This window comes from Marinomonas posidonica (assembly GCF_043643765.1).
GTDB classification, from domain to species: domain Bacteria; phylum Pseudomonadota; class Gammaproteobacteria; order Pseudomonadales; family Marinomonadaceae; genus Marinomonas; species Marinomonas posidonica_A.
The window spans coordinates 187345-212023 of the sequence record NZ_JBHZSP010000005.1; the positions used below are offsets into that span (position 1 = coordinate 187345).

The window sequence follows — 24679 nt, forward strand, 5'->3', positions numbered from 1 at the left end:
GTTTTTCTAGTTTATCGACTAGAATATGCCGCCTTCTTGTAGTATGAGTCAAAAATCGACTCGGCAAGAGGTGTTTCGTTAAGCAATAAGGAACCAATCATATGGTAACTATTCGTCTTTCTCGTGGTGGCTCTAAGAAGCGCCCATTCTATCACTTGAACGTGGCTGATAGCCGTCGTGCTCGTGATGGTCGTTATATCGAGCGCTTGGGTTTCTTTAATCCTGTTGCTCGTGGTCAAGAAGAACGTTTACGCGTCGATTTAGATCGTGTAAATCACTGGGTTAGCCAAGGCGCTCAGCTATCTGACCGTGCTGCTCAGCTTGTTAAAGAAGCTAGCAAAAACGCTTAATTCAGAGGTAGTGCTATGTCTAAAGTAAAGCAAGCGGCCGCTCCTGAGCAAGCCCTTGTGGTTGGACGCATTACATCTGTTTATGGTGTTAAAGGGTGGGTGAAGTTGTATTCGCACACCGACCCAATGCAAGGCATCTTTGATTACAAGCATTGGTGGTTGAAAACCCCAAGTGGGTGGAAAACTGTAGAGTTAAGCCAAGGTCGCTTGCAAGGGCGAGGTTTGGTGGCATCGGTGAATGGCTATAATGACAGAGATCAAGTTAAAGAGATCTGTGGTTTGGATATTTACATTGATGCGCAGGATCTTCCTGAGTTGGATGACGGTGATTATTACTGGAGTCAGCTAGAAGGTCTAAGGGTAATTACCAAAGAGGGTGTCCTCTTGGGGAAGGTTTCGCAACTTATGGAAACCGGTGCGAATGATGTTGTGGTTGTCAGTGCGTGTGAAGGCAGTTTTGATCGTGAAGAACGCCTGATTCCTTACGTACCAGAAACTTATGTTCTAAACATCGATTTGGAGCAAAAGGAAATGGTCGTTGATTGGGATCCGGAATTTTAACTAACAAGCTGAGGTCATCACGTGAAGGTAAGCGTTATATCGCTCTTTCCGGAAATGTTTCAAGCCATTACCCAATACGGTGTAACGGGCAGAGCCATTAAGTCTGGGTTGGTTGAGGTGGATTATATTAATCCCCGTGATTTTACTCAGGATAAGCATAAGACTGTGGATGATCGACCTTACGGTGGTGGTCCTGGGATGTTGATGAAAGTTCAACCTCTCAAAGATGCGATTGAGTGCGCTAAGCAAAAAGTGCCCAACGCAAAAGTTATTTTTTTATCCCCTCAAGGGCGTACACTGACGCAAGAAGGTGTGCAGCAACTTGCTAAACAAGCAGAATTTATTCTGGTAGCAGGTCGTTATGAAGGCGTCGATGAGCGTTTGATTCAATCTGAGATTGATGAAGAATGGTCGATCGGTGATTTTGTCCTAAGTGGTGGTGAGTTGCCGGCTATGGTGCTTATGGATTCTGTCTTTCGGATGGTGCCAGGAGTGCTAGGAAAGCAAGCTTCAGCAGAGGAAGATTCATTTGCTGATGGTTTGTTGGATTGTCCGCATTATACTCGCCCCGAAGTGCTTAACGGTGAGCCTGTGCCACCGGTACTACTTAGCGGCAACCATGAGGAGATAAGGCGCTGGCGATTAAAGCAGAAGCTCGGAAGAACTTGGCAACGCCGGCCAGACCTTTTGCAGAACCTTGAGTTGGACAAGGAACAGCAGAAGTTGTTAGAAGAGTTTATTCGCGAAACTGAAGATTCAACCTCGGCAGAGTAGGAATTGCGAGCTTATCAGATAGAAGAACCTTCGGACTGATAAGAAACCATATTATTAGGAGTCACATCCATGAGTAATAAAACTAAACTGATTCAGCAATTAGAAGCTGAACAGATGACAAAAGAAGTCCCAGCATTTGGTCCTGGTGACACGGTTGTCGTACAAGTTAAAGTTAAAGAAGGTTCACGCGAGCGTCTACAGGCCTATGAAGGTGTTGTAATCTCTAAGCGTAACCGTGGTCTAAACTCAGCATTTACTGTTCGTAAAATTTCGAGCGGTGTTGGTGTTGAGCGTGCTTTCCAAACATACAGCCCATTGGTTGAGAGTGTTGAAGTGAAACGCCGCGGTGACGTGCGTCAAGCTAAGATCTACTACCTACGCGAGCGTTCTGGTAAATCTGCACGTATTAAAGAGAAATTGGCTAAACGCTAATTTATCTTCCTTAAAAAGGCGACGTAAGTCGCCTTTTTTTGTGGAACTAACTCCCTTTCGTATGGCCTAATAGAGACGAATTCATTCGTCTTTGAGGTTTCCATGAAACACACCTTTTCCTTCTTGGTCCGTGCATTTTGTATTGCTGGACTCATGCTTCCTTTTCGTTCTACTTTTGCCGATCAAGACCAAGTTCGTCAATCCCTACAGACAGCGCTACCTCAATATACTATTGGCTCGATAGAATGGCATGAACCGGCGGGTATGTACTCAGCGGAAGTGGAGGGTGGTCCAACCCTTTATGTAACAAAAAATGCTCAATATTTTGTTGTCGGTGATTTATATCGTATAGATGCGGATGGTCTGGTGAACGAAACCGAGCAAGCTAAACGTGCTAGGGTGGAATCTTTGCCAGAGTCTGACATGGTGGTGTTTAAGGCAGAAAATGAAAAAACACACATCACCGTTTTTACGGATGTTGACTGTGGTTATTGTCGTATGTTGCACAACGATGTCCCAAGTCTGAATGAAATGGGGATTACGGTGCGCTATTTGGCCTATCCAAGAGCCGGGGTCGGTTCTTTTTCTTATCGCAAGATGGTCAGTATCTGGTGTTCTGATGATCCTAAAAAGTGGATGACAGAAGCGAAAACTGGTGCCGATGTGCCTGAAAATAAATGTGTGAACCCTGTAGCGGATCAGTATCAGTTAGGGAATGAGCTGGGGGTTCGAGGCACGCCGACCATTATTTCCAAAGATGGTGTGTTTCTACCAGGTTATCTGCCACCGAAAGAGTTGGCCAGTAAGCTTGGGTTATAGTCTTATTGCAAAATATTCCACTTAACATGAGTCTAGTTCAGCCTTTTCTTCGTTGGGTTTATGTGGTTCAGGCGTTATAATGAAGCGTTTTTAGTGGCGAAATAACAAATAATTAAATCATCTCTGTGGGGTAACGTTTTGAAACCGGTAAAAGTCGGAATTTGTGGGCTGGGAACAGTAGGATCCGGTAGTTTTAATATTCTTTTGAAAAACGCAGAAGAAATTACGCGACGTGTTGGACGTAGCATTGTTATTGAGCAAGTGGGTGCTCGTCGTGACAATGATGCATGTGATACCACAGGTATTAACGTAACACGTGATATTTTCGACGTGGTTAACAATCCAGAGATTGATATTGTTCTTGAATTGATTGGTGGCACCAGTGTCGCGAAAGAATTGGTGATGACGGCGCTTGAAAATGGTAAGCACGTTGTTACAGCGAACAAGGCTTTAATTGCCGAGCACGGCAATGAGATTTTTGCAAAAGCGCAAGAGAAAGGCGTCATTGTCGCCTTTGAAGCCGCGGTTGCAGGAGGTATTCCGATTATCAAAGCGGTACGTGAAGGACTGTCTGCGAATCGCATTGACTGGTTGGCTGGCATCATCAATGGGACTGGCAATTTCATTTTGACCGAAATGAGCGAAAAGCAGCGCAACTTTGATGATGTTCTTGCTGAAGCTCAGGCGTTAGGTTATGCCGAAGCGGATCCAACGTTTGATGTAGAGGGCATTGATGCCGCTCATAAGCTGACCATTCTTGCGTCCATCGCGTTTGGTATTCCGTTACAGTTTGAAAAAACGTATACCGAGGGGATCAGTCGTGTAACGGCTGAAGATGTCGCTTTTGCTAGTGAACTTGGCTATGCGGTGAAGCATTTGGGTATTGCTCGTCGCACTAAACAAGGCATTGAGTTACGCGTGCACCCGACGCTGATTTCACGTAAACAACTGTTGGCGAGTGTAAATGGTGTAATGAATGCCATTATGGTGCAGGGGGATGCGGTTGGTCCGACATTGACATATGGTGCCGGTGCCGGGGCGTTGCCAACTGGCTCTTCTGTTGTGGCGGATGTGATCGATGTGGCGCGCACGCTGACTGCAGATCCTACGAATCGTGTGCCGCATTTAGCATTCCAAGAGGATGCTTTGTCTGATGTTGAAGTGCTGCCCGTCGAAGAAATCGAGTGTGGTTTCTTCCTTAATATGACGATTCAAGATCGTGCCGGTGTGTTAGCAAACATTACACAAATTTTATCCAATAATGGTATTAGCATCGAATCTTTGATCCAGCGTGAGCGTGAAGGCAGTGATCTTGTGCCTTTGGTTGTTATGACTCATGAAGTAAAAGAACGCAATATGAATGCTGCGATTGCAGCCATTGAAGCCTTGCCGGACGTTGCGGGTTCTGTGCAACGTATTCGTGTTGAAAACTTGGCTTAAGAGAGAATTATATGAAATACATTTCAACTCGTGGTAAAGCACCTGCCTTATCGTTTGGTGACGTTTTATTGGCCGGTTTGGCAAACGATGGTGGCTTGTATGTGCCAGAAAGTCTACCTCATTACAGTAAAGAAGAGATTGCGTCTTGGGCGAATCTTTGTTACCAAGACTTAGCCTTCAAAGTAATGTGGCCTTTTGTTGAAGGTGACATTCCGGCTGATGCTTTTAAGGAGATGATTAATGAGGCTTACGCAAGCTTTAATCATACTTCTATCGCGCCTATGGTTCAGGTCGGTAATAATGAATGGATACTGGAATTATTCCGTGGTCCAACCTTGGCCTTTAAAGACTTTGCTTTACAATTGCTTGGTCGTTTGATGGACTATGTTCTGTCAGAACGTAAAGAGAAATTGGTTATCCTTGGTGCCACATCAGGGGATACAGGGTCGGCGGCGATTGAAGGTTGCCGTCACTCAGAGCATCTAAACATCTTTATTTTGCACCCTTATCAGCGTGTTTCTGAGGTGCAGCGTCGTCAAATGACAACCGTGATTGATGACAATGTTTTCAATATCGCGGTGAAAGGTAACTTTGATGATTGCCAAGGCATGGTGAAATCGAGCTTTGCGGATCAATCTTTCTTGAAAGGTGGGAAACTTGGTGCGGTGAATTCGATTAACTGGGCGCGTATTATGGCTCAAATTGTTTATTACTTCTCTTCGGCTCTGGCGGTTGGTGCGCCACACCGTAAGGTGTCTTTCTCGGTTCCAACAGGCAACTTTGGTGATATTTTTGCAGGTTATTTAGCTAAGCAGATGGGCTTGCCTGTGGATCAGCTAGTTGTTGCGACTAACCAGAATGACATTTTGCATCGTGTAATTGCTGAAAACGACATGAGTCGCCAATCGTTGAATGTAACCTTGTCGCCAAGCATGGACATCATGGTATCAAGTAACTTTGAGCGTCTATTGTTTGATGCTCACGGTCGTGATGGTGCGGCCATTGATGAATTGATGGCGCGCTTCAATCAAGGCGATGTGTCGCTAAATGATCAAGCTTGGTCTTATGTTAAGGATAACTTTGACAGCTATAAAGTGGATGACAAGCGTACTTGTGACGTCATTGCCGAGGTTCATGCTAGTACCCAGTATTTGTTGGATCCGCATACGGCGATTGGCCTAGAAGCGGCTCGCCAATGTTGGAAGGATAAGTCTGTGCCTATGATTACTCTGGCGACAGCGCATCCTGTGAAGTTCCCTGAAGCGGTGGAAAAAGCAGGCTGTGAATCACCAAGTTTGCCAGAACATATGAAAGACTTGTTTGAGCGTGAAGAGTCTTATTCTGTGTTGGACAATGAACTGGTGCAAGTGCAGTCTTTTGTCGCTGATCGCATCTAAGTAAAGTCGTTAATTGCCTTGTTATCGCGGTCAAGTTTTGACCGCGATCTTTTATCCTATCTCTTAGTCTAAACCTTATTATATGAATCTGATTTTACTAGAGCCTGCCTTGATTTTGTCTGAAGGGCGTTACGCACTGACGGAACGTCAACAATCGCATATTAATCAAGTGATTAAGGCGGAATCGGGGAATGTATTACGAGTGGGTCTATTAGGTGGCAATTTAGGGGAAGGCGTGTATCAAGCGGCAAGTGCCGATTTACCTGCGCACATTCATTCTTTGCAGCTTACGCAAAAGCCACCTAAAGCCTTGCCTATGGTATTGGTAATGGCCTTGCCTCGTCCTAATATGTTGAAGCGCACCTTGCATAATATTACGGCAATGGGCGTCAAAGAACTGTATTTAATCCATTCATCCAAAGTAGAAAAAAGTTATTGGCAAAGCCCTGTATTGCAGCCGGAGTCAATTCGCCAGACTTTGTTAGAGGGGCTTGAGCAGGCTAAAGATACCATCATGCCAAATTATACTATGGTGCCAAGATTTCGTCCTTTTGTGGAAGACCAATTGCCACATATATTGAGTGGGAAATTAGGCCTATTGGCTCACCCTTATCAAGCTAAATCGTGTCCAATAGATTTGCAGGTGCCATGTGTATTGGCGTTGGGGCCAGAAGGTGGTTGGAACGAGTTTGAGGTCAGTAAGTGGTTAGACGCTGGGATGTCGAGTGTGCATTTGGGTGAGCGAATTTTGAAAGTAGAAACGGTTGTCCCTGTTCTTTTGTCTCGTATATATCCAGCTTAATCTCTTAATCTTACTTATATTTAACTTAAATTTCTTCAATTGTTGTTATTTGTAACTAAAGTGTTTTTTGGGAAGAGGTGTTTGGGTCTTTAGGGTAATATCTTTCTTAAATAACCTTAACTAGATTAAGGGTAATAAGTCAGGGTTACGGCATGTCAGATAAAGATCCAACTGCTTTACAGCGACCAACAAGTTTAAAGGCAAAACTTCATTTTATTACTCGCTTTTATGTGGGCGATGTATCTACGTTGTCTCCAGATGATGTACGTCGAGTGTTGATCATTAACCTGTTTGCTAGCGTTGGCATTCTTTTTACCTTTCCTTTGGGTATTGCTTCATTTTTTCAGGGTAAGTTACTGTTAGGCGTCGTGCTAATCAGTATTGCTTTTTTGTATGCCGCTAACCATCTTTACCTCAGGCGTACTCATCATCACGCTATGTCCGGTAATTTTGTGATATACCCTTTATATGCCTTAATGCTTTACCTGATTTACACGGGCGGCGTGAATGGAACAGGACATGTTTGGCTTTTTTGTGTACCCGCTGTGGCGTTGTTTCTACATGGTTTAAAGAAGGGGTTGATTGAACTTGCTGTCTTTACTCTGCTATTAACCGCGCTGATGTTTTATACGGATAACCATTTTTTAGAGTTTGGTTATCACCCATCGTTAAAGTCTCGGATCTTATTTGCCTTTGCTGTTGTGGTCTTTTTATCCGGTATTTATGAATTCTCTATGTCTCGTTTTAATGATGAATTAAAGCGCACGTCGGCGAAGCTAAAATTGGTGGCTTATACCGATATGTTAACGAACCTCTTGAACCGTCGCGGTATTTATCAAAAGCTTGAGCAACGACAACACGCTTATTTGTTATTAGCAGATGTGGATTTTTTTAAACGAGTAAATGATGAGTATGGGCATGATGCTGGGGATTATGCGTTGGAGAAAATTGCCCAAATCATTGAGTCTGGATTGCCCAAAGGGGCTTTGTCTTCACGCTGGGGTGGCGAAGAGTTTCTTCTTGCGGTATTTGATTGTTCTCCTCATGAAGCTTATGAAATAGCAGAGTCTATTCGAAACCTGGTGGCCGACTATGAATTCAATTATCGGGAGCAAAGTTTCCGCGTTACTCTGAGCTTTGGTGTCGCAACGATGAATGAGACGGTTTCTTTACGTGAAGCGATTACCTTAGCAGACAGTCATTTGTACAATGCTAAGCGTGCCGGTCGAAATCAAACTCGTAAAGACTAATTTGACGGTCTTTGCCTGCCTTAAATTAATTCGTGTTATTCTTGCGCCTCAGTGATTTTCTTTGAGTGACCTTATGCGTATCGAGCGTCGTCTAGTGCCGTCGGCACCTTGCCAATTTCCTACCAGTATGCCCGTCAGTTTACAGCGTATCTTTATGGCGAGAGAGGTCTTTAGTTCGGAGCAAATTGACTATCGCTTGCCTCATCTTTTGAGACCGAATGCCTTGTTTGATTTGCCTAAGGCGGCCTCTATTTTAGCCGATGCCATTGTGGCAGGTGAAAAAATTCTGATTGTCGGTGATTTTGATGCGGACGGCGCAACCAGCACTAGCTTAGGCATTTTGGCGTTAGAAGCGATGGGGGCCGTCGAACCGACTTACTTAGTGCCCAATCGTTTTGAATTTGGTTATGGATTGACGCCAGAAATTGTAGCCGTTGCGCAACAGTATTCCCCTGATGTGCTGGTGACGGTTGATAATGGTATTGCCAGTATTGATGGTGTTCAGGCAGCAAAATCTCATGGCATGAAAGTGGTGGTCACCGACCATCATTTACCTGGAGATCAATTGCCAAACGCGGATGCCATTGTGAATCCAAACCACCCTAATTGTCAGTTTTTGAGTAAGAATCTAGCCGGTGTTGGGGTAATTTTTTATGTTATGTCGGCCTTAAGAGCAGCGTTGAATCAGCGGAATTGGTTTGTTGAGCAGCATATTCCTGAACCTAAAATGGCGGATTTTTTAGATCTAGTGGCGCTGGGTACAGTGGCCGACGTGGTGCCGCTGGATAACAACAATCGAATCTTGGTTCAGCAAGGGATTAAGCGTATTCAAGCCGGTTTGGCGCGTCCTGGTATTTTGGCTTTATTGGAAGTAGGGCGTCGTGACTATCGTCAGCTCAAAGCCTCTGATCTTGGCTTTGTGGTGGGGCCAAGGTTGAATGCGGCTGGCCGGTTGGATGACATGTCAGTAGGGATTGAATGTTTGCTGGCAACTCAACCACATCAGGCACAACAGTATGCTCAACAATTAGATCAGTTTAATCGTGAGCGCAAAGCCATTGAGTCCGATATGAAAGAGCAGGCCGAGTTACTGCTTGAATCATTATTAGACGATGAACAGAGCATGCCTCATGGTATGTGTTTTTATGATGCGGATTGGCATCAGGGAGTGATTGGCATTTTGGCGTCCCGCATGAAAGAAAAGTGCCATCGCCCTGTGATTGCTTTTGCCCGTGTGGGTGAGGATGAGTTAAAGGGCTCTGCTCGTTCCATTCCAGGTGTTCATATCCGAGATGCGTTGGATCTTTTGGCCAAGCGCTATCCTCAGTTGTTAAGCAAATTTGGTGGCCATGCGATGGCGGCTGGCATGTCCATTAAAGAGTCTCATTATGACGCTTTTCGATTAGCATTTGATGCCATCATCGCAGAGTGGGTAACGGCTGATCAGTTAGAGGCGCGGATCATGACGGACGGCGAATTGGCCGCCGAAGATTTCAGCTTGAGCTTTGCTGAATTGGTGAGATTGTCCGGTCCTTGGGGGCAAGCGTTTCCTGAGCCTTGCTTTGATGGCGTATTTGATGTGTTACAGCAGCGCCTTGTCGGAGAAAAACACTTAAAATTGATGGTGCGAGAACCTAACAGTGGCGTGTTGCTGGATGCGATTAGTTTCTTTGTGGATCTGGATAAATGGCCGAATGAAAAAGCCAGCCAAGTGCGTTTAGTATACAAATTGGATATCAATGAGTTCCGTGGTCAACGCAACTTACAATTGCTAGTGGATTACCTAGAAGTGGTTTAATGACGTTTAAATTTGCTTAACAAATACCGCCATTGGTTGCCCATCGAATGCAAACTTGAGGTACAATGTGCCTCCCTCAAACATCACCTAATTAAACTGGAGTTCATTCATGACAGCATTGGTTCTTGATGGCAAATTATGCGCCAAAGAAACCGAAACTCGCTTACAGGCTCAAGTGGCGGAGCTTAAAGAGCGTACTGGCGGCACCCCGATTTTAGCGACTATTTTGGTTGGTGCTGACCCTGCATCAGCGACGTATGTAAAAATGAAAGGCAATGCTTGTCGTCGTGTTGGTATGGATTCAATGGCCATTGAACTCGACGAAACCACCACTACTGAGCAGCTATTAAGCAAGATTCATGAGTTGAATGATAACCCTGATGTGCACGGTATTTTGTTGCAACATCCGGTACCAGAACAAATTGATGAGCGTTTGTGTTTTGATGCGATTGCGGCACACAAAGACGTTGATGGTGTGACTTGTCTTGGCTTTGGGCGTATGGCGATGCAAGAGCCTGCTTATGGCGCGGCCACACCAGCTGGTATCATGCGCCTGTTAGCGGAGTACGATGTGAGCTTGGAAGGTAAGCATGTGGTGGTCGTTGGGCGTAGTCCGATTTTAGGTAAGCCTATGGCCATGATGATGTTGAATGCCAATGCGACCGTGACCATTTGTCACTCTCGTACACAGAATTTGTCTGATTTCGTCAAACAAGCAGACGTCATTGTCGGTGCGGTTGGTAAGCCAGAATTCATTAAAGCGGAATGGATTAAAGACGGTGCTGTAGTGGTGGATGCGGGTTATCACCCAGGTGGTGTTGGCGACATTGAACTCGGCCCTCTTACTGATCGAGTGTCAGCTTATACGCCTGTGCCTGGCGGTGTTGGCCCAATGACAATTAATACGCTTATTTTGCAAACCTTAGAATCGGGTTTGAAACAACTGGCCTAAAACGATAGATTGAACGACCAAGCCGCACTGTCATAGGTGCGGCTTCTTTTTTTAAGCAGAGTAGAGATGATACGAGGTAGGCTATGTCTACAGAAATGTTAAAAGACGCATTGGATTTTGATCTCATTGCGGACGTGTTTGTGTCGGAGTCTATTACGGCATCACCAGCAGAATTGCATGGTCAGTTATGTGGCTATTTAGCCTCAGGAGTGACTTTGCCACTAGAAGATTGGCTCGCCATGGTGGTGGAGTTTTGTGATATCGAAAGCTGGAAAGAAGACGCTAGTCGAGTCGCCATTGTTGACTTATATAACGCTACGTTAACCTTATTCCAAAATGGTGAATATGCTCTTGTCCCCAGCATTGCTGATGACGATGCCGAATTATGTGAGCGTGGTGTGACTTTGTCTCAATGGGCTCATGGTTTCTTGGCGGGCTATGGTTTATCTGGTCAGAAAAAAGACTTATCAGAAGAGACCAAGCAGATATTACGTGACTTCGCTAACATTTCGGGAATGCAGTCTGACATGCGCAGCCTTGAAGAGAACAATGATAATGAAGCGGATCTGACCGAATTGGTTGAGTACGTTCGTTTGTCTGCCATGATGATGTACTCAGAACATCATGATATTAATCCAGATGCCGATCATTCGAAGCAAAATGCGCTTCATTAATACCCAGTTAATGGACAACTTGATACAGATGAAATGAGGTCACTATGAACATCACTTTGCAAACCTATCAATCCCGTCGTGAACGTTTAATGGCGTCTTTGCCTGATAACAGTGTAGTGGTCATTCGTAATGGCGAGTTGGCGGTGCGCAATAATGATTGTGACTACGAATTTCGACCTGACAGCCGTTTCTATTATTTGACCGGGTTTCCAGAGCCCAGTGCGTACGCCATTATCTCTGGGCAAGGTGATTTGACTCTAGTGAGTTTGCCAAAAGACACTGAAAAAGAACAATGGGATGGTTTTCGTTACGGTATTGAGGGTGCCATTCAGGCATTTGGCGCAACACAAGCCTTTGCTTTAGAGGCACTGGATGAGACCTTAGCGACGGCGTTGGATGGTGCGGATTGCCTAGCATATTGTTTTGCTGATCAAAGACTACGTGAGCAACTAGCAGTATGTCGTGATGGTTTGGCTGCGCGTGCTCGATTGGGTGCGAAAGCGCCTGGGCAATTGCTGGACGTTACAAACTATGTGGCAGAAATGCGTTTGCGTAAAGATGCAGAAGAAATTGCAATCATGGAAGCCGCCGCACAAATCAGTGTTGACGCTCATAAGCAAGCGATGCGCTCAGTGAAACCAGGTATGAAAGAGTATCAGTTAGAAGCCGAACTTAATTATGTGTTTATGAAATCTGGTGCCCGCCAGCCTGCGTATAACAACATTGTGGCGTCTGGTTCAAATGCCTGTGTTTTGCATTACATTAAAAATGACGAAACCATTAAAGACGGTGATTTGGTATTAATTGACGCAGGTGCTGAGTTGTCATGTTATGCGTCAGATATCACACGAACCTTTCCGGCAAATGGCAAATTCACTGAGCCACAAGCGGCGCTTTATCAATTGGTGCTTGATGCCTATCACGATGGCATGAAAGAGCTGACGGTGGGCAATCCTTATGAAGCTTGTCACCATGCAGCGGTGAAAACATTAACCACAGGTTTGGTGCAGCTGGGATTGTTGTCAGGAGAGGTGGATACCCTGATCGAAAGCAAGGCATATCGCGATTTTTATATGCACAATACAGGGCACTGGTTAGGATTAGATGTACACGATTGTGGTGCTTATAAACTGGCAGGGGAATCGCGTGCCTTAGAAGAAGGGATGGTATTAACCATAGAGCCAGGCTTGTACGTGTCAGAAGACAATCTAAAGGTAGAGCCAAAGTGGCGTGGCATTGGTATTCGTATTGAAGACGATGTGTTGATTACCGCATCGGGTCCTTATGTTCTAACCCATGGTTTAGCGAAAGAGATTAGTGAGATCGAAGCTTTAATGGCTGAGGCTCATTCTATTAGTTAATTGGAGTAAGTGTGATGGCAAAATCCTATGATCTGATCCTCGTTGGTGCTGGTATGGTTGGCGGCTTATCTGCAATATTGTTAGCAAAGTCGTCCCTGCGAATCGCGCTTGTGGATAAGCACACTGGGTTATACACACTTTCAACACCACCCGCCTACGATGCTCGAGTCAGTGCCATTTCCAGTCAATCTAAAACATTATTAGAAGACGCGGGAGTGTGGCAAAACATTCCTAAAAACCGAATTGCTTCCTATGACAACATGGTGGTATGGGATGGCTTGGGTGAGGGCATGGTCGACTTTAATGCCCATAATAGCGACATGCCGGAATTAGGGCACTTAGTTGAAAACGCGGTCTTAAATGATCAGCTAATGGCACGCCTAAAAGACAATGCGAATGTGGATCTTTATTTGGGTGATCAGTTAGACAGCTATGAACTAAACGAAGCTGGGGTGACGGCAAGTTTGACCTCTGGCCATCAGTTGAACGCTCAGGCCATCATCGCTGCAGATGGCGCTATGTCTAAGTTAAGGCAAGACAATGACTTTGATACGATCGAATGGGATTATGGTCATACGGCCATCGTCGCTACCATAGAAATAGGTCAAAGCCATCAAAATACCGCGTGGCAAAGTTTTGGTGAAGAAGGTATTTTGGCCTTTTTACCCATGCCCAGTGTGGATGGTAAAGAGTATATTTCCATTGTTTGGTCTGTTCCTCCTGGTGATGCTGAAACCTTAATGGCCTTGTCGGATGAGGCATTTTGTCAACGCTTACACTATGCGATTAATCGTAAATTTGATGTTCTTTCGGTGACTCGTGAACGCCAAGCGATTCCATTACGCCAACGTCATGCTAAACAATATGTGAAGGTTGGTTTGGCCTTGATCGGTGATGCGGCTCATACCATTCACCCTTTGGCTGGTCAGGGTGCCAACCTTGGGTTTGGTGATGTAAAGGCTTTAGTGGCAGTATTATCCAAAGCACAGCGTCGCGGAGAAGCGTTAGGGTCACTAAAGGTATTACGACGTTATCAACGTGCTCGTATGTTAGATAATATTGCGATGGCGGCTGGAATGGAAACCTTCAAACGTTTGTTTACAAGTCATCATCCCGCGTTAGTGGGAATTCGTAATATGGGAATGAAGCGCTTTAATCAAAGTCGTTTTCTAAAAGAGAAGGTTGTGGCTCGTGCGGCCGGTTTGTCTTCTTTTTCCTAATCATTGCGGAAACAGAGGACAGGCTTTTCAAAACGCTACTTATTTCCAGTTGCAAAAACATTTGGCTACCTTATCCTGCTTAATGGTGTTTTTTTGATTACTGAAGGGTTGCCTCCTATGCGTATAGAAGCGCTTTTAAAGCAAACCGATAAACTTCCTAATGTCCCGGATGTGGTTCGTGAGCTTATTCAACTGCTAAATGATCCTGATGCTAATTATTCTGACATCAGTCAACGAGTGGCCCATGATCAAACCATTTCGCTGAAAATTCTGCGTATGGTGAATTCTGCTTACTTTGGTTTGTCTCGTAAGATTTCGTCGATTGATGAAGCCACTGTTTTGCTTGGTATGTCTAAATTAAAAACACTGGTGATTGCCTCCGGCTTTTCAAGCTCCGTTGAGAAAGTAGAGGGCATTAATTTACCTGCTTTCTGGGCAGATTCTTTTCGGGTCGCAGAGTTGGCGAAGTGGGTTGCGAAGCGAACAGAGCTGGTGGATGAAGACGAAGCGTTTACCGTCGGGATTGTCCATAACATTGGACGTCTTTTACTGCATCTTACTCAGCCAGACCTTGCCCTTGAGATCCAGACGTTAGTGAATAATCGCAAAGCTAGCCGTGTAAAAGCCGAGCAGGATCTCCTAGGCTTTACCACACAAGATGCAGGTAAAGCCTTGATGGATATGTGGAAGTTTCCTGTTGCTATGGGCGATGCCGTACAGCAGCACAAGCGTCCGTTTATGAATGATGAGCCTCAAGCGTTAGCTTGTGTACTCAATATTGCATGCTATTTAAATGCATGTATTCGTAATGATCGGGATTCCGATCTGGTTCGAGAGGGGTTTCCTATGGCGGTTGCGAAAAGTGCAGGCTTAGGAGAAGGTATTCTATTTGAGCTGGATGATGCTTTAATTATTGGCGATGGTTTAAACCAACTTTTGGTATAAATCTGTTTTTTTACATACATTACTTAGACTCAATGGAATGAGAATCGCTAGTGTTTGTGCTGAGCTTGTGCTAATTTCTTTTTTCAATTTTTAGCAAGTCCTCAAAGGCCTTATTTTCTTTGCTTTGATGCACGGAAGTATCTTAGATACGAGAAAATGTTTTCAAGTTTTGGAAGGTGAATAATGGCAATTATTTTTCAGCGCTCTATGAAGCGCGAAAAGCTCGTTTCTTATATCAAAAATGCAGGTTTAGCTCTGCTTTCATGTTCATTTTTGCTGCCTGTGAGCGCCCAAGCTGAAGGTGAAGTGAATATCTATTCGGCTCGCAAAGAGTCGTTAATTGCACCTATTCTGGAGACTTTTTCTGAGCAGAATGATGTGGTTGTCAATTTGATCACAGGTTCAGCTGATGCCTTGTTAAGTCGTTTAAGAGCAGAGGGTGATGCTAGCCCTGCGGATGTTTTTATTACCGTCGATGCTGGTCGATTACATCGCGCTAAAGCGGCAGGCGTGTTGCAGCCATTACAAAGTGAGGTTCTCGAGACCAATATTCCAAGTCATTTGAGAGACAAAGATAACTATTGGTTTGGTTTATCTCAACGTGCTCGTGTCATCTTTTATAACCCTGAAACTGTGGATTCTAGCGAGCTATCTCGATACGAAGACTTGGTCGATGCTAAATGGAAAGGTCGCGTTTGCGTGCGTTCTTCTGCCAATATTTATAACCAATCATTAGTCGCGTCGATGATTGAGGCCGATGGCGCTGAGCAGACGCAAACATGGATTAAAGGTCTTATGGCCAATCTTGCCCGTCCGCCGTTTGGTGGAGATGTGGATCTACTAAAAGCGGTTGCTGCAGGGGTGTGTGATGTGACGTTGGCAAACACTTACTACTATGGTCGCTTAGGGCAAAGTGATTTAGCAAGCGATCGCGAAGTCTATGCCAAAGTAAAACCTTTCTGGCCGAATCAAGGCGAAGCTGAACGTGGCGCTCATGTTAACGTGAGCGGTGCTGGTCTGACTTCAGCCGCGACAAATGTTGAAAATGCAAAGCGGTTACTTGAATTTTTAACCAGTCAAACAGCACAAGAATGGTATGCTCATGTGAATAACGAATACCCAGTTGTAAAGGGGATTGGTGCACCTGAGATGTTAGCGCCTTATGGTACGTTTCATGCTGATAGCCTGTCGTTAAGTAAATTGGGAGAGAATAACCGTCAAGCGGTTGAGCTCATGGACATTGGCGGTTGGAAGTAACCGCCTATTTGAATTGAACTAATCACAGGTTGTAACGAGTCATTGAACTGGTTTAAAAAATTGAATTTTTCCCTCCTATCCGGCGCGGCGATATTTATCGCTGCGTTGTTGTCTTTGCCTATCCTGGTGGTTCTAGTCAATGTGGTGATCGGAGATGGTCAGGTTTGGCAACACCTGTATCAGACGGTCTTGGTTGAATACGTTCATAATTCTTTGCTGCTTATGGTTGGTGTTGGGATCGGCGTGTTGTGTATTGGAGTACCTGCTGCCTGGTTAACCAGTATGTGCAACTTCCCCGGCCGTCAGTTTTTAGCTTGGGCCTTATTATTACCGATGGCTTTTCCAGCCTACATCATTGCTTATACCTACACAGGTATATTGGACTTTGCTGGGCCAGTGCAAACTTTTATTCGAGAATTGACGGGGTGGCGATATGGGGATTATTGGTTTTTTGAAATACGTTCCCTAGGGGGCGCCATGACCATGTTGATTCTCGTGTTGTACCCTTATGTTTACTTGATGAGTCGCGCCGCGTTTTTAGAACAATCTGCCAATAGCTTAGAGGTGGCGCGAACTTTAGGCTATTCGAATCCTCAAGCCTTTCGCAAACTTGCTCTACCTTTGGCTCGTCCTGCGATTGTGACAGGATTAACCTTAGCCTTAATGGAAACGCTCGCCGATTATGGGACAGTTCAGTATTTCAGTGTAAATACCTTCACTACAGGCATTCTGAGAACCTTCTATGGTTTTGGGGATGTGGCTGCGGCATCTCAGTTAGCGGGTGTCTTGTTGCTGTTTGTGACGGTATTAATTGTGTTAGAAAGGTATTCAAGACATCGTATTCAATATCATAATTCGGGCATTAAAAAAGCCAGTAGTCGGCGGATTCCATTGGGACGATGGCAAGGTGTTTGTGCTTTGCTTTTTTGTCTCTTGCCAATTTTACTGGGCTTTTTGATTCCTGCTTTAGTGTTGGCGTATTGGGCGATGTTTAAGGCGGAATTTATCGCTGACCGTTTCCTTCAATTGGCATGGAACTCTTTTTACCTTGCTGCATTAGCCGCATTAATATTAGTTAGTTTGGCCTTGGTGCTAAGTTACGCTGGACGCTTGTATAAACATAAAGCCGTTCATGCTTCTGTGGGCTTGTCTGGTTTAGGTTATGCATTGCCGGGGACCATTATTGCTATTGGTACCTTAGTACCATTGGCTTGGTTAGATCATCAAATCATTGATTTGGTAAAACATTATACGGGGCAAAAAATCGGTTTGTTATTATCTGGAACCTTATTTGCCTTACTGTTCGCTTATACGGTGCGTTTTATGGCGGTGTCATTAGGGGCCGTTCAGAATGGTTTAGGAAAGATAAAACCCAGTATGGACATGTCAGCACGAACCTTAGGCATGAACTCATGGAAAGTATTAACTCGCATTCATTTGCCGCTGCTGAAAGGGTCTATTTTAACGGCCATTTTAATTGTTTTTGTCGATGTACTCAAAGAGCTTCCAGCGACCTTGGTATTGCGCCCGTTTAACTTTAATACTTTGGCAGTGCGGGCGTTTGAATTGGCTTCAGATGAACGTTTGGTGGACGCTGCACCGGCATCTCTGATGATCGTATTGGTTAGTCTTGTCCCCGTCATTTTATTAAGTCGCTCCATTTCATCTGATGTTGCATCGTCTAAGTAGGTCTTCACATGACTCAGGAATCTTCTTCAAATATGGCATCTGATCTCACGCTTTCGAATGTGACGGTTGGCTATGATGGTCAACAAATTGTCGCCTCCACAAGTTTTCATTTAGCCGCGGGTGAAATTGGTTGTCTGCTAGGGCCAAGTGGTTGTGGTAAATCCACTTTGTTACGAGCCATTGCTGGCTTCGAACCTTTGATGTCTGGCCAGATTGAAGTGGCAGGGAAGGTTATCTCAACAGCGCAAACCAATTTGCCGCCAGAACGTCGCCAAATCGGTATGGTGTTCCAAGACATTGCCTTGTTTCCGCATCTTACAGTGGGGGAAAACATCGCCTTCGGTTTAACTTCTTGGACCAAGCCACAGGCACAAGCCAGAGTGGATGAACTCTTGGTGCTGGTGGGGCTGGCGGGCTTTCAATCTCGTTACCCTCATTCTCTTTCTGGCGGGCAGCAGCAGCGAGTGGCATTAGCCCGGGCGATGGCGCCAAAACCAACGTTATTATTGATGGATGAACCCTTCTCAGGGCTGGACGCTAAACTCAGAGAAGAGCTAGTGCCAGACATTCGGAGCATCCTATTGCATGAAGAAATGAGTGCAATCTTGGTGACACATGATCAAATGGAAGCTTTTGCTATGGCAGATCAAGTCTCTGTCATGTCCGATGGTGAGATTCATCAAACCGGCACCTGCTATGAAATTTACCACAAGCCTGCAACCCGCTTTGTTGCCAGCTTTATTGGTCATGGGGACTTCTTGCCTGCGACGGTATGTGGACCAAATTGTGTTCATTCAGACTTAGGCAGAATTCAAGGGAATTTAAATCATGGTTTTGCTGATCAGGTCGAAGTGGATTTGCTAGTCAGGCCGGATGACATCTTGCATGATGATGATAGTGAGTTTGTGGGAACCATAGTAAGTAAGTGGTTTCGAGGCTCACATTTCCTTTACCGTGTGAGTCTGGCTTCTGGTAAGGTGGTCTATTGTTTTGCGTCTTCACATCATAATCATTCGATTGGCCAAAGCATTGGTTTGACCATTCATCTCGATCATCTGGTGATGTTTAGTCGCTGATATCATTGAGTATTAGTTTAAACCAAGACCTTGCTCGTGACAGATTTCGATCAAGCCATCGAAGTCATACTCAGTGAGTTCGAAGTGATCTAAAGCATAATGTTTGATACGGTTCCATTCATGGTCTTCGTCAGCACCACCAAGATGCTGATAAGCGGAAGCGATGTGCTCCGCCATTTTTAAAATCGCCGCGAAAGACAAATGCAGACGACTCCCAGGTAGACGATTACGGAATAAGTGATCAACTCTATGATGTTCTGCAATCACCACACAACAGCTTTTTGGCAAGCCCCAAGACTTTGCCAGATAATAACCGATGACAGAATGATTGGTCTTAAAGGCTCTGTTTTCGACATCCGTTAAAGCGAATTCGGCAGTTTGGTAGGCTTCCTCAATGATACTTTGATAATTTTCAAAGCGACTCATCATCAATGGCATACCTGCATTATGGAAAAGGCCTAACGCGTAGCATTCATCTTGATATTTAAAGTTGAGTTGGTTGGCCAGGCTGGAACTGATGGCGGCCACATCGGTGGCAGTATCCCAAAAGCTGTGCAAAGCTTGTATAGCGTCATCGGTTAATTCACTTTTCACGGCAAGACCATTAACCAAGTTAGTGACACTGTCGGTGCCGAGCAAAGTGACGGCTTGTTGAATGGATGCGATTTTTTGCTCGATATTAAAGGCGTTAGAGTTCACCAATTTTAGAACGGCGGCGGAGAGGCTTACGTCTTGCGCAATGATGTCTGCAATGCGTTCCATATCGGGATCTGGCATCGCCTGTTCCATGTGAAGATCGACCATTACCTGAGGTTGTGGCGGAATGCTAATACCTCGAAGTATGCGTCCTAGCTGGTTTTCATTAACAGATGATGTCATACGAACTTCTTTACAACGGTGCTATATAAGGTAAAGCAAACGTTAGGCGTCTATTCCATAGCAATTGCGCCTAGAGTCACTATAATAGCGGTTTTTAAATAATCGTTTAAACAACGTAGGTGAGCATTTTGAGCGTAATTCGACTAAAAGGTCAAGTAGACAGACGTATTAGAGCTGGGCATCAATGGATTTATAGTAATGAAGTAAATACATCGCAGACGCCATTAAAGCAATTTTCGCCTGGTGATCAAGTGGTTGTTGAATCGGCTCAGGGTAAACCACTCGGCGTTGCAACGATTAATCCTAACACGCTGATTTGTGGTCGTTTAATTAGCCGAAGCACAGATACCGTATTGAATAAATCCACGCTAGTTCATCGCCTTAAAATTGCCTTGTCGTTGCGTGAAATGATCTATCCAGCGCCTTATTACCGTTTGGTGTTTGGTGACTCTGATGGCTTGTCTGGTTTAGTGGTGGATCGTTTTGCTGATATTTTAGTGGTGCAAATCTCGACGGCAGGGATGGAGCGCGTTAAGTCTGAAATCATCGAAGCGTTACAAGATGTGGTCAAGCCGACCGCTATTTTGGTAAAAAATGACGGTAAGATGCGTCAGATCGAAGGACTAGACTCTTATGTTGAAGAAGCCTTTGGTACCGTGCCTGAAGTGGTTTTTTTGCAAGAGAATGATGTATTGTTTCAAGCGCCGGTTTGGGATGGTCAAAAAACGGGCTGGTTTTATGATCACAGGGAAAATCGTAAGACTATGCAGGACTTTTGTGCTGGAAAGCGTGTTTTAGATGTCTTTTCCTATGTTGGTGGTTGGGGAGTACAGGCGGCTTCTGCTGGCGCTACAGAGGTGACTTTCATCGACGCCTCTGAAAGTGCTTTAAGCCATGTCGATGCGAACCTCAAGCTGAATCAATATGAAGGCGATGCCAATTTGATGCAAGGTGATGCGTTTGATGCCATGCAATCCTTGATTGAAGACAAAGAGCGTTTTGATGTGGTGATTATGGATCCGCCAGCTTTTATTGCTCGTCGTAAAGACATAAAAGCCGGAGAAGGGGCGTACCATAGAGCCAATCAGTTGGCGATGCGTTTGGTGGCAAAAGGTGGGGTGTTGGTGACGGGCTCTTGCTCAATGCACTTGGAAACCAATCGTTTGCATGACATTGTGCGCAGCAACAGTCGTCAATTAGAGCGTTTTTCACAGTTGATTTACCGTGGTACCCAAGCGCCAGATCATCCGGTTCACCCAGCCATTGCGGAAACTGAGTATTTAAAAGCCTTGTTTTATCGCATCCACAATAATATGGGGCTGTAAGTTCGCATAAAAAAGCGCCTCAAAGGCGCTTTTTTATTGGTGTTTATTTATCTCTAAGTGGCTTTAGTCGCGTAGAGAAATGTGTGGCCAACCACGCTCTGAGGCAATTTGACTGAGGGTGTCATCAGCATCGACCGCCACAGGGTGAGTCACTAACTCTAAGAGTGGTAAGTCATTTCGCGAGTCACTGTAAAAATAACTGCCTTCCATGCTGTGACCTGTCTCTGCTAGCCACGCATTAAGGCGAGTGACTTTACCGGCTTGAAAGCTAGGCACACCAACGACTTTGCCGGTGTAGTGACCTTCTATGACTTCTGGTACCGGGGCGATGATGTGATCCATCCCCAAGGCCTCGGAAATTGGACCGGTGACAAACTGATTGGTGGCGGTAATCAGTAGTAAGAAATGTCCTTGTTCTTTGTGTTGTTTCAGCAATTCAGCGGCTTTCTGTTGCATCATTGGCTGTACTTTCTCAACCATGAAGTCATGGTGTAATTGCGTTAGCTCTTGTGCTGAGAAATCCTTTAAAGGCGCCAAACTGAAGGCGAGATACTCATGTATGTCCAGCGTGCCAGCTTGATATTGTTTGAAAAATTTGTCATTAGCGGCCTGGTAGACTTGTGTATCCACTAAGCCTTTTTCAACTAAAAATTGTCCCCAAGAATAATCACTGTCACCACTGAGTAGGGTGCCATCTAGATCAAAGATTGCGAGTGTCACGGTTGGTCCTTAATTGGTATGAAGTGCGGAAATTATAGCCTTAGAGACAATAAATAACATTAGTCTTAATTGTGCGAATGGGCGAATTATGGAACAATGAATCTAATTTATTCTTATATTAGAAGGTGATAGCTCGTGATTGATGCAGACGGATATAGACCGAATGTGGGCATCATACTGATGAACGAGCGTGGCCAACTTCTTTGGGCGAGACGCGTAGGACAAAATGCGTGGCAGTTCCCCCAAGGTGGTATCAAATCTGATGAAACTCCTGAAGAAGCTTTGTATCGAGAACTGAAAGAAGAAGTAGGTCTCAATCCAGATCAGGTTGAAATTATCGGAAAAACAAGGGGTTGGTTACGTTATCGTCTCCCGAAACGCATGTTAAGACACAATAGTAAACCTTTGTGTATTGGACAAAAACAGAAATGGTTTTTGCTCTCTATTCGATGCCCTGATGCGTCGGTATGTGTGGATGGAACAGATTGCCCTGAGTTTGATGGCTGGCGCTGGGTAAGTTATTGGTACCCACTTGGACAAGTAGTCGCATTTAAAAAAGATGTTTACAGGCGAGCTCTTAAAGAGCTCAGTCAAAGTGCGCATCGACGGTTAGATAAGTGATGAAGTGTATCATTTAGAGGAGATAATCAGCGCAATGGGAGAGCTATGCTAGGTTTATTAAGACGTATCACACAAGAGGTGACGGCTGCACAGTCTTTGTCTGCCGCGTTGGATATTATTGTCCGTCGTGTTCGTCGTGCTATGCGTGCTGAAGTCTGTTCAATTTATCTAGTGGACAGCAATACTTCGGAATATGTCTTGATGGCAACCCGAGGCCTAAACGCTGATATGGCCGGTAGTGTGAGTTTAAAGTCAGACGAAGGTCTGGTTAGTTTAGTCGGTCGTCGAGCGGAGCCTGTTAACTTAGAAGACGCTCATATTCACCCTTCTTTCCATTATCTTCAAGGCACAGGAGAAGAGCGTTATCGTTCTTTTTTGGGGGTGCCTATCATTCATCATCGACAAGTTCTCGGTGTGCTGGTGGTTCAGCATGAAGAAAAGCGTCGTTTCGATGAGGGGGAAGAAGCTTTTCTAATCACCTTGTCAGCACAATTAGCGGGTGTCATTGCCCACGCCGAAGCAACGGGTGCGATTAGCAATCTAAATTCTAATGCAACACCACGTGGCGCGGATTTTCGATATAAAGGTGTTCCTGGCAGCTCTGGTGTTGCGATTGGTCGTGGTGTGGTGGTGTTTCCACCTGCGGATCTGGATGTGATTCCTGATCGAGAAACCACTCACCCAGAACAAGAGATTGATGACTTTTATCAGGCTCTGGACGCTGTTAGGCGTGATATCAGAGAGGCCAGTAATCGCATTAGCCAGCATTTATCGGCGGATGAAAAAGCATTATTCGATGTTTATCTAAAAATCTTAGACGATAACTCAATTGCCGGAGAAGTCGTTAAGAAGATCAAAGAAGGTCAGTGGGCGCAAGGTGCATTACGCCAAGTGATTAAAGCTCACATTCTTCAATTTGATCGCATGGACGACCCATACCTACGTGAACGAGCGTCGGATCTACGAGATTTGGGGCGTCGTATTCTGTCTCATTTGCAAGAAAAAGCCCCTAATATCGTTGAACGTTTCAGTGAGCCAGCCATTATCATTGGTGAAGAACTGACCGCTTCGATGCTAGGAGAGATACCCATTGATAAGATCAAAGGTTTAGTGTCTGTGATGGGATCAGGGAACTCCCACGTGGCGATTTTAGCTCGTGCTATGGGCATACCGACGGTGATGGGCGCGTTAGATCTTCCCTATGCTCAATTGGACAAAGCCGATTTGATCGTTGATGGTTACCAAGGCCAGGTCTTTACTTACCCTTCTGAAGCGTTAATTGATAACTATCAGCAAATTGTTGATGAAGAACGTTTGCTGGAAGAAGAGTATGAAAGTCTTAAAGACTTACCTTGTGAAACGTTAGACGGTCAGCGCTTGTCCTTATTTGTGAATACGGGTTTATCAGCAGATGTTGCGCGTTCATTAGATCGTGGTGCTGAAGGCATCGGTTTGTATCGAACTGAAGTACCTTTTATGGTTCGGGATCGTTTTCCGACTGAAGCAGAGCAAGTGGTTATCTACCGTCAGCAGCTCGAGGGCTTTGCGCCTGCTCCAGTGACAGTACGGACTTTGGATATTGGTGGTGATAAAGCCTTACCTTATTTTCCTATTACCGAGGCGAACCCCTTCTTAGGTTGGCGCGGTATTCGGGTTACGCTTGATCATTTGGAAATTTTTATGGCGCAAATTCGTGCCATGATTAAAGCCAGCGCAGAGTTGCATAACTTAAAAATTATGTTGCCGATGATTTCTAATGTGGCCGAAGTGGAAGAGGCGTTAGCGCTAATTCGTCGTGCTTATGCGGAAGTCAAAGAAGAAGGCTATGACGTTAAGATGCCGAAAGTCGGTGTTATGATTGAGATACCAGCTGCTGTTTATCAGGCCAAAACCTTGGCGAAAATGGTGGACTTCCTGTCGGTGGGTAGTAATGATTTAACTCAGTACTTATTGGCGGTTGATCGTAATAATCCTCGTGTTGCCGATTTGTATAACTCTTTCCACCCCTCGGTATTGCATGCCTTAGCCAGTATTGTTGACCAGGTGAAGGACGAAGGGGTTGGTTTAAGTGTTTGTGGAGAGATGGCCGGTGATCCAATGGGGGCCATTTTGCTCATGGCGATGGGTTATGACGTGCTATCCATGAGCTCTACCAGTTTGCCCAAGGTGAAAGCGGTTATTCGCAATATTTCCCTGTCACAATCACAAGATATGTTAAACGAAGTGATGAGCTTGTCACACGCTGAAACCGTGGTGCAAACCATGACTCGCTTGATGCGTGAAGCGAATATTGAACGTTTAATCCGACCATCCAAGACCACTCGAGTGGGCTAGTTT

At 45.0% G+C, this 24679-nt stretch carries 23 protein-coding genes; 21 read left to right on the forward strand and 2 right to left on the reverse strand.

Going from position 1 to position 24679, the window contains the following annotated elements:
* Nucleotides 1-101 precede the first annotated feature (101 nt).
* The 18 genes from rpsP to ACHUFM_RS07800 all read left to right on the forward strand — a co-directional run bounded on the left by rpsP (nucleotide 102) and on the right by ACHUFM_RS07800 (nucleotide 18797).
* Nucleotides 102-350 (forward strand): 30S ribosomal protein S16, encoded by a 249-nt coding sequence (gene rpsP / locus ACHUFM_RS07715; RefSeq protein ID WP_013795135.1) that lies wholly within the window; start codon nucleotides 102-104, stop codon nucleotides 348-350.
* A gap of 15 nt (nucleotides 351-365) precedes the next feature.
* Nucleotides 366-911 (forward strand): ribosome maturation factor RimM, encoded by a 546-nt coding sequence (gene rimM, locus ACHUFM_RS07720; RefSeq protein ID WP_113875399.1) that lies wholly within the window; start codon nucleotides 366-368, stop codon nucleotides 909-911.
* A 21-nt stretch (nucleotides 912-932) separates the two neighbouring features.
* Nucleotides 933-1685 carry a tRNA (guanosine(37)-N1)-methyltransferase TrmD gene (trmD, locus tag ACHUFM_RS07725; RefSeq protein WP_013795137.1) on the forward strand — a complete coding sequence of 251 codons (753 nt, stop codon included), beginning with the start codon at nucleotides 933-935 and terminating at the stop codon, nucleotides 1683-1685.
* A 69-nt stretch (nucleotides 1686-1754) separates the two neighbouring features.
* Complete coding sequence (rplS, locus tag ACHUFM_RS07730) at nucleotides 1755-2117, forward strand: 50S ribosomal protein L19 (protein ID WP_113875398.1); 363 nt, start codon at nucleotides 1755-1757, stop codon at nucleotides 2115-2117.
* A 102-nt stretch (nucleotides 2118-2219) separates the two neighbouring features.
* Nucleotides 2220-2936 carry a thioredoxin fold domain-containing protein gene (locus ACHUFM_RS07735; protein ID WP_394181134.1) on the forward strand — a complete coding sequence of 239 codons (717 nt, stop codon included), beginning with the start codon at nucleotides 2220-2222 and terminating at the stop codon, nucleotides 2934-2936.
* 138 nt (nucleotides 2937-3074) lie between these two features.
* On the forward strand, nucleotides 3075-4376 hold the full coding sequence (locus ACHUFM_RS07740) for a homoserine dehydrogenase (protein ID WP_394181136.1): 1302 nt from the start codon (nucleotides 3075-3077) through the stop codon (nucleotides 4374-4376).
* An 11-nt stretch (nucleotides 4377-4387) separates the two neighbouring features.
* Complete coding sequence (gene thrC / locus ACHUFM_RS07745; RefSeq protein WP_394181138.1) at nucleotides 4388-5773, forward strand: threonine synthase; 1386 nt, start codon at nucleotides 4388-4390, stop codon at nucleotides 5771-5773.
* 82 nt (nucleotides 5774-5855) lie between these two features.
* Nucleotides 5856-6575, forward strand: coding sequence for a 16S rRNA (uracil(1498)-N(3))-methyltransferase (locus tag ACHUFM_RS07750; RefSeq protein ID WP_394181140.1), 720 nt, complete (start codon nucleotides 5856-5858; stop codon nucleotides 6573-6575).
* A gap of 152 nt (nucleotides 6576-6727) precedes the next feature.
* A complete protein-coding gene (locus tag ACHUFM_RS07755) occupies nucleotides 6728-7825 on the forward strand; it encodes a GGDEF domain-containing protein (protein WP_394181142.1) in 1098 nt (365 codons plus the stop codon).
* Between the two features lie 73 nt (nucleotides 7826-7898).
* A complete protein-coding gene (gene recJ / locus ACHUFM_RS07760; protein ID WP_394181144.1) occupies nucleotides 7899-9623 on the forward strand; it encodes a single-stranded-DNA-specific exonuclease RecJ in 1725 nt (574 codons plus the stop codon).
* A gap of 109 nt (nucleotides 9624-9732) precedes the next feature.
* Nucleotides 9733-10575, forward strand: coding sequence for a bifunctional methylenetetrahydrofolate dehydrogenase/methenyltetrahydrofolate cyclohydrolase FolD (gene folD / locus ACHUFM_RS07765; RefSeq protein ID WP_394181146.1), 843 nt, complete (start codon nucleotides 9733-9735; stop codon nucleotides 10573-10575).
* Between the two features lie 83 nt (nucleotides 10576-10658).
* Nucleotides 10659-11249, forward strand: a complete 591-nt coding sequence (locus tag ACHUFM_RS07770; RefSeq protein WP_394181148.1) for a UPF0149 family protein — start codon at nucleotides 10659-10661, stop codon at nucleotides 11247-11249.
* A 44-nt stretch (nucleotides 11250-11293) separates the two neighbouring features.
* The gene (locus ACHUFM_RS07775) at nucleotides 11294-12610 is read left to right on the forward strand and encodes an aminopeptidase P N-terminal domain-containing protein (protein WP_394181150.1); all 1317 of its coding nucleotides are present in this window, start codon (nucleotides 11294-11296) and stop codon (nucleotides 12608-12610) included.
* 14 nt (nucleotides 12611-12624) lie between these two features.
* Nucleotides 12625-13830, forward strand: a complete 1206-nt coding sequence (locus ACHUFM_RS07780; protein ID WP_394181152.1) for a UbiH/UbiF/VisC/COQ6 family ubiquinone biosynthesis hydroxylase — start codon at nucleotides 12625-12627, stop codon at nucleotides 13828-13830.
* Nucleotides 13831-13947: 117 nt separating this feature from the next.
* Nucleotides 13948-14775: an HDOD domain-containing protein gene (locus ACHUFM_RS07785; protein ID WP_394181154.1), complete on the forward strand. Its 828-nt coding sequence runs from the start codon at nucleotides 13948-13950 to the stop codon at nucleotides 14773-14775.
* A gap of 183 nt (nucleotides 14776-14958) precedes the next feature.
* On the forward strand, nucleotides 14959-16032 hold the full coding sequence (locus ACHUFM_RS07790) for a Fe(3+) ABC transporter substrate-binding protein (RefSeq protein WP_394181156.1): 1074 nt from the start codon (nucleotides 14959-14961) through the stop codon (nucleotides 16030-16032).
* 60 nt (nucleotides 16033-16092) lie between these two features.
* Nucleotides 16093-17721, forward strand: coding sequence for an ABC transporter permease (locus tag ACHUFM_RS07795; protein WP_394181158.1), 1629 nt, complete (start codon nucleotides 16093-16095; stop codon nucleotides 17719-17721).
* Between the two features lie 8 nt (nucleotides 17722-17729).
* On the forward strand, nucleotides 17730-18797 hold the full coding sequence (locus ACHUFM_RS07800) for an ABC transporter ATP-binding protein (RefSeq protein ID WP_394181160.1): 1068 nt from the start codon (nucleotides 17730-17732) through the stop codon (nucleotides 18795-18797).
* 12 nt (nucleotides 18798-18809) lie between these two features.
* Here ACHUFM_RS07800 and ACHUFM_RS07805 read toward each other — a convergent pair whose 3' ends face one another.
* Nucleotides 18810-19676: an HDOD domain-containing protein gene (locus tag ACHUFM_RS07805; protein WP_394181162.1), complete on the reverse strand. Its 867-nt coding sequence runs from the start codon at nucleotides 19674-19676 to the stop codon at nucleotides 18810-18812.
* A 128-nt stretch (nucleotides 19677-19804) separates the two neighbouring features.
* Between ACHUFM_RS07805 and ACHUFM_RS07810 the strand changes: the two genes are divergently transcribed.
* The gene (locus tag ACHUFM_RS07810; RefSeq protein WP_394181164.1) at nucleotides 19805-21001 is read left to right on the forward strand and encodes a class I SAM-dependent rRNA methyltransferase; all 1197 of its coding nucleotides are present in this window, start codon (nucleotides 19805-19807) and stop codon (nucleotides 20999-21001) included.
* 63 nt (nucleotides 21002-21064) lie between these two features.
* Here ACHUFM_RS07810 and ACHUFM_RS07815 read toward each other — a convergent pair whose 3' ends face one another.
* On the reverse strand, nucleotides 21065-21721 hold the full coding sequence (locus ACHUFM_RS07815) for a histidinol-phosphatase (protein ID WP_394181166.1): 657 nt from the start codon (nucleotides 21719-21721) through the stop codon (nucleotides 21065-21067).
* A gap of 135 nt (nucleotides 21722-21856) precedes the next feature.
* On the opposite strand from ACHUFM_RS07815, the gene ACHUFM_RS07820 reads away from it, so the two are divergent.
* Together ACHUFM_RS07820 and ptsP are read left to right on the forward strand one after the other, a co-directional pair.
* Entirely contained in the window at nucleotides 21857-22342 is a 486-nt protein-coding gene (locus ACHUFM_RS07820) for an RNA pyrophosphohydrolase (RefSeq protein WP_063331501.1), read from the forward strand.
* A gap of 45 nt (nucleotides 22343-22387) precedes the next feature.
* Nucleotides 22388-24676 carry a phosphoenolpyruvate--protein phosphotransferase gene (gene ptsP, locus ACHUFM_RS07825; protein ID WP_394181168.1) on the forward strand — a complete coding sequence of 763 codons (2289 nt, stop codon included), beginning with the start codon at nucleotides 22388-22390 and terminating at the stop codon, nucleotides 24674-24676.
* Nucleotides 24677-24679: the final 3 nt, after the last annotated feature.

What these genes read in the sequence shown, in the direction of transcription:
- rpsP (WP_013795135.1), top strand. Translation starts at nt 102, where the DNA reads ATGGTAACTATTCGTCTTTCTCGTGGTGGCTCTAAGAAGCGCCCATTC.
- rimM (WP_113875399.1), top strand. Translation starts at nt 366, where the DNA reads ATGTCTAAAGTAAAGCAAGCGGCCGCTCCTGAGCAAGCCCTTGTGGTT.
- rplS (WP_113875398.1), top strand. Translation starts at nt 1,755, where the DNA reads ATGAGTAATAAAACTAAACTGATTCAGCAATTAGAAGCTGAACAGATG.
- ACHUFM_RS07735 (WP_394181134.1), top strand. Translation starts at nt 2,220, where the DNA reads ATGAAACACACCTTTTCCTTCTTGGTCCGTGCATTTTGTATTGCTGGA.
- thrC (WP_394181138.1), top strand. Translation starts at nt 4,388, where the DNA reads ATGAAATACATTTCAACTCGTGGTAAAGCACCTGCCTTATCGTTTGGT.
- ACHUFM_RS07750 (WP_394181140.1), top strand. Translation starts at nt 5,856, where the DNA reads ATGAATCTGATTTTACTAGAGCCTGCCTTGATTTTGTCTGAAGGGCGT.
- ACHUFM_RS07755 (WP_394181142.1), top strand. Translation starts at nt 6,728, where the DNA reads ATGTCAGATAAAGATCCAACTGCTTTACAGCGACCAACAAGTTTAAAG.
- recJ (WP_394181144.1), top strand. Translation starts at nt 7,899, where the DNA reads ATGCGTATCGAGCGTCGTCTAGTGCCGTCGGCACCTTGCCAATTTCCT.
- folD (WP_394181146.1), top strand. Translation starts at nt 9,733, where the DNA reads ATGACAGCATTGGTTCTTGATGGCAAATTATGCGCCAAAGAAACCGAA.
- ACHUFM_RS07770 (WP_394181148.1), top strand. Translation starts at nt 10,659, where the DNA reads ATGTCTACAGAAATGTTAAAAGACGCATTGGATTTTGATCTCATTGCG.
- ACHUFM_RS07775 (WP_394181150.1), top strand. Translation starts at nt 11,294, where the DNA reads ATGAACATCACTTTGCAAACCTATCAATCCCGTCGTGAACGTTTAATG.
- ACHUFM_RS07780 (WP_394181152.1), top strand. Translation starts at nt 12,625, where the DNA reads ATGGCAAAATCCTATGATCTGATCCTCGTTGGTGCTGGTATGGTTGGC.
- ACHUFM_RS07785 (WP_394181154.1), top strand. Translation starts at nt 13,948, where the DNA reads ATGCGTATAGAAGCGCTTTTAAAGCAAACCGATAAACTTCCTAATGTC.
- ACHUFM_RS07790 (WP_394181156.1), top strand. Translation starts at nt 14,959, where the DNA reads ATGGCAATTATTTTTCAGCGCTCTATGAAGCGCGAAAAGCTCGTTTCT.
- ACHUFM_RS07800 (WP_394181160.1), top strand. Translation starts at nt 17,730, where the DNA reads ATGACTCAGGAATCTTCTTCAAATATGGCATCTGATCTCACGCTTTCG.
- ACHUFM_RS07805 (WP_394181162.1), bottom strand. Translation starts at nt 19,676, where the DNA reads ATGACATCATCTGTTAATGAAAACCAGCTAGGACGCATACTTCGAGGT.
- ptsP (WP_394181168.1), top strand. Translation starts at nt 22,388, where the DNA reads ATGCTAGGTTTATTAAGACGTATCACACAAGAGGTGACGGCTGCACAG.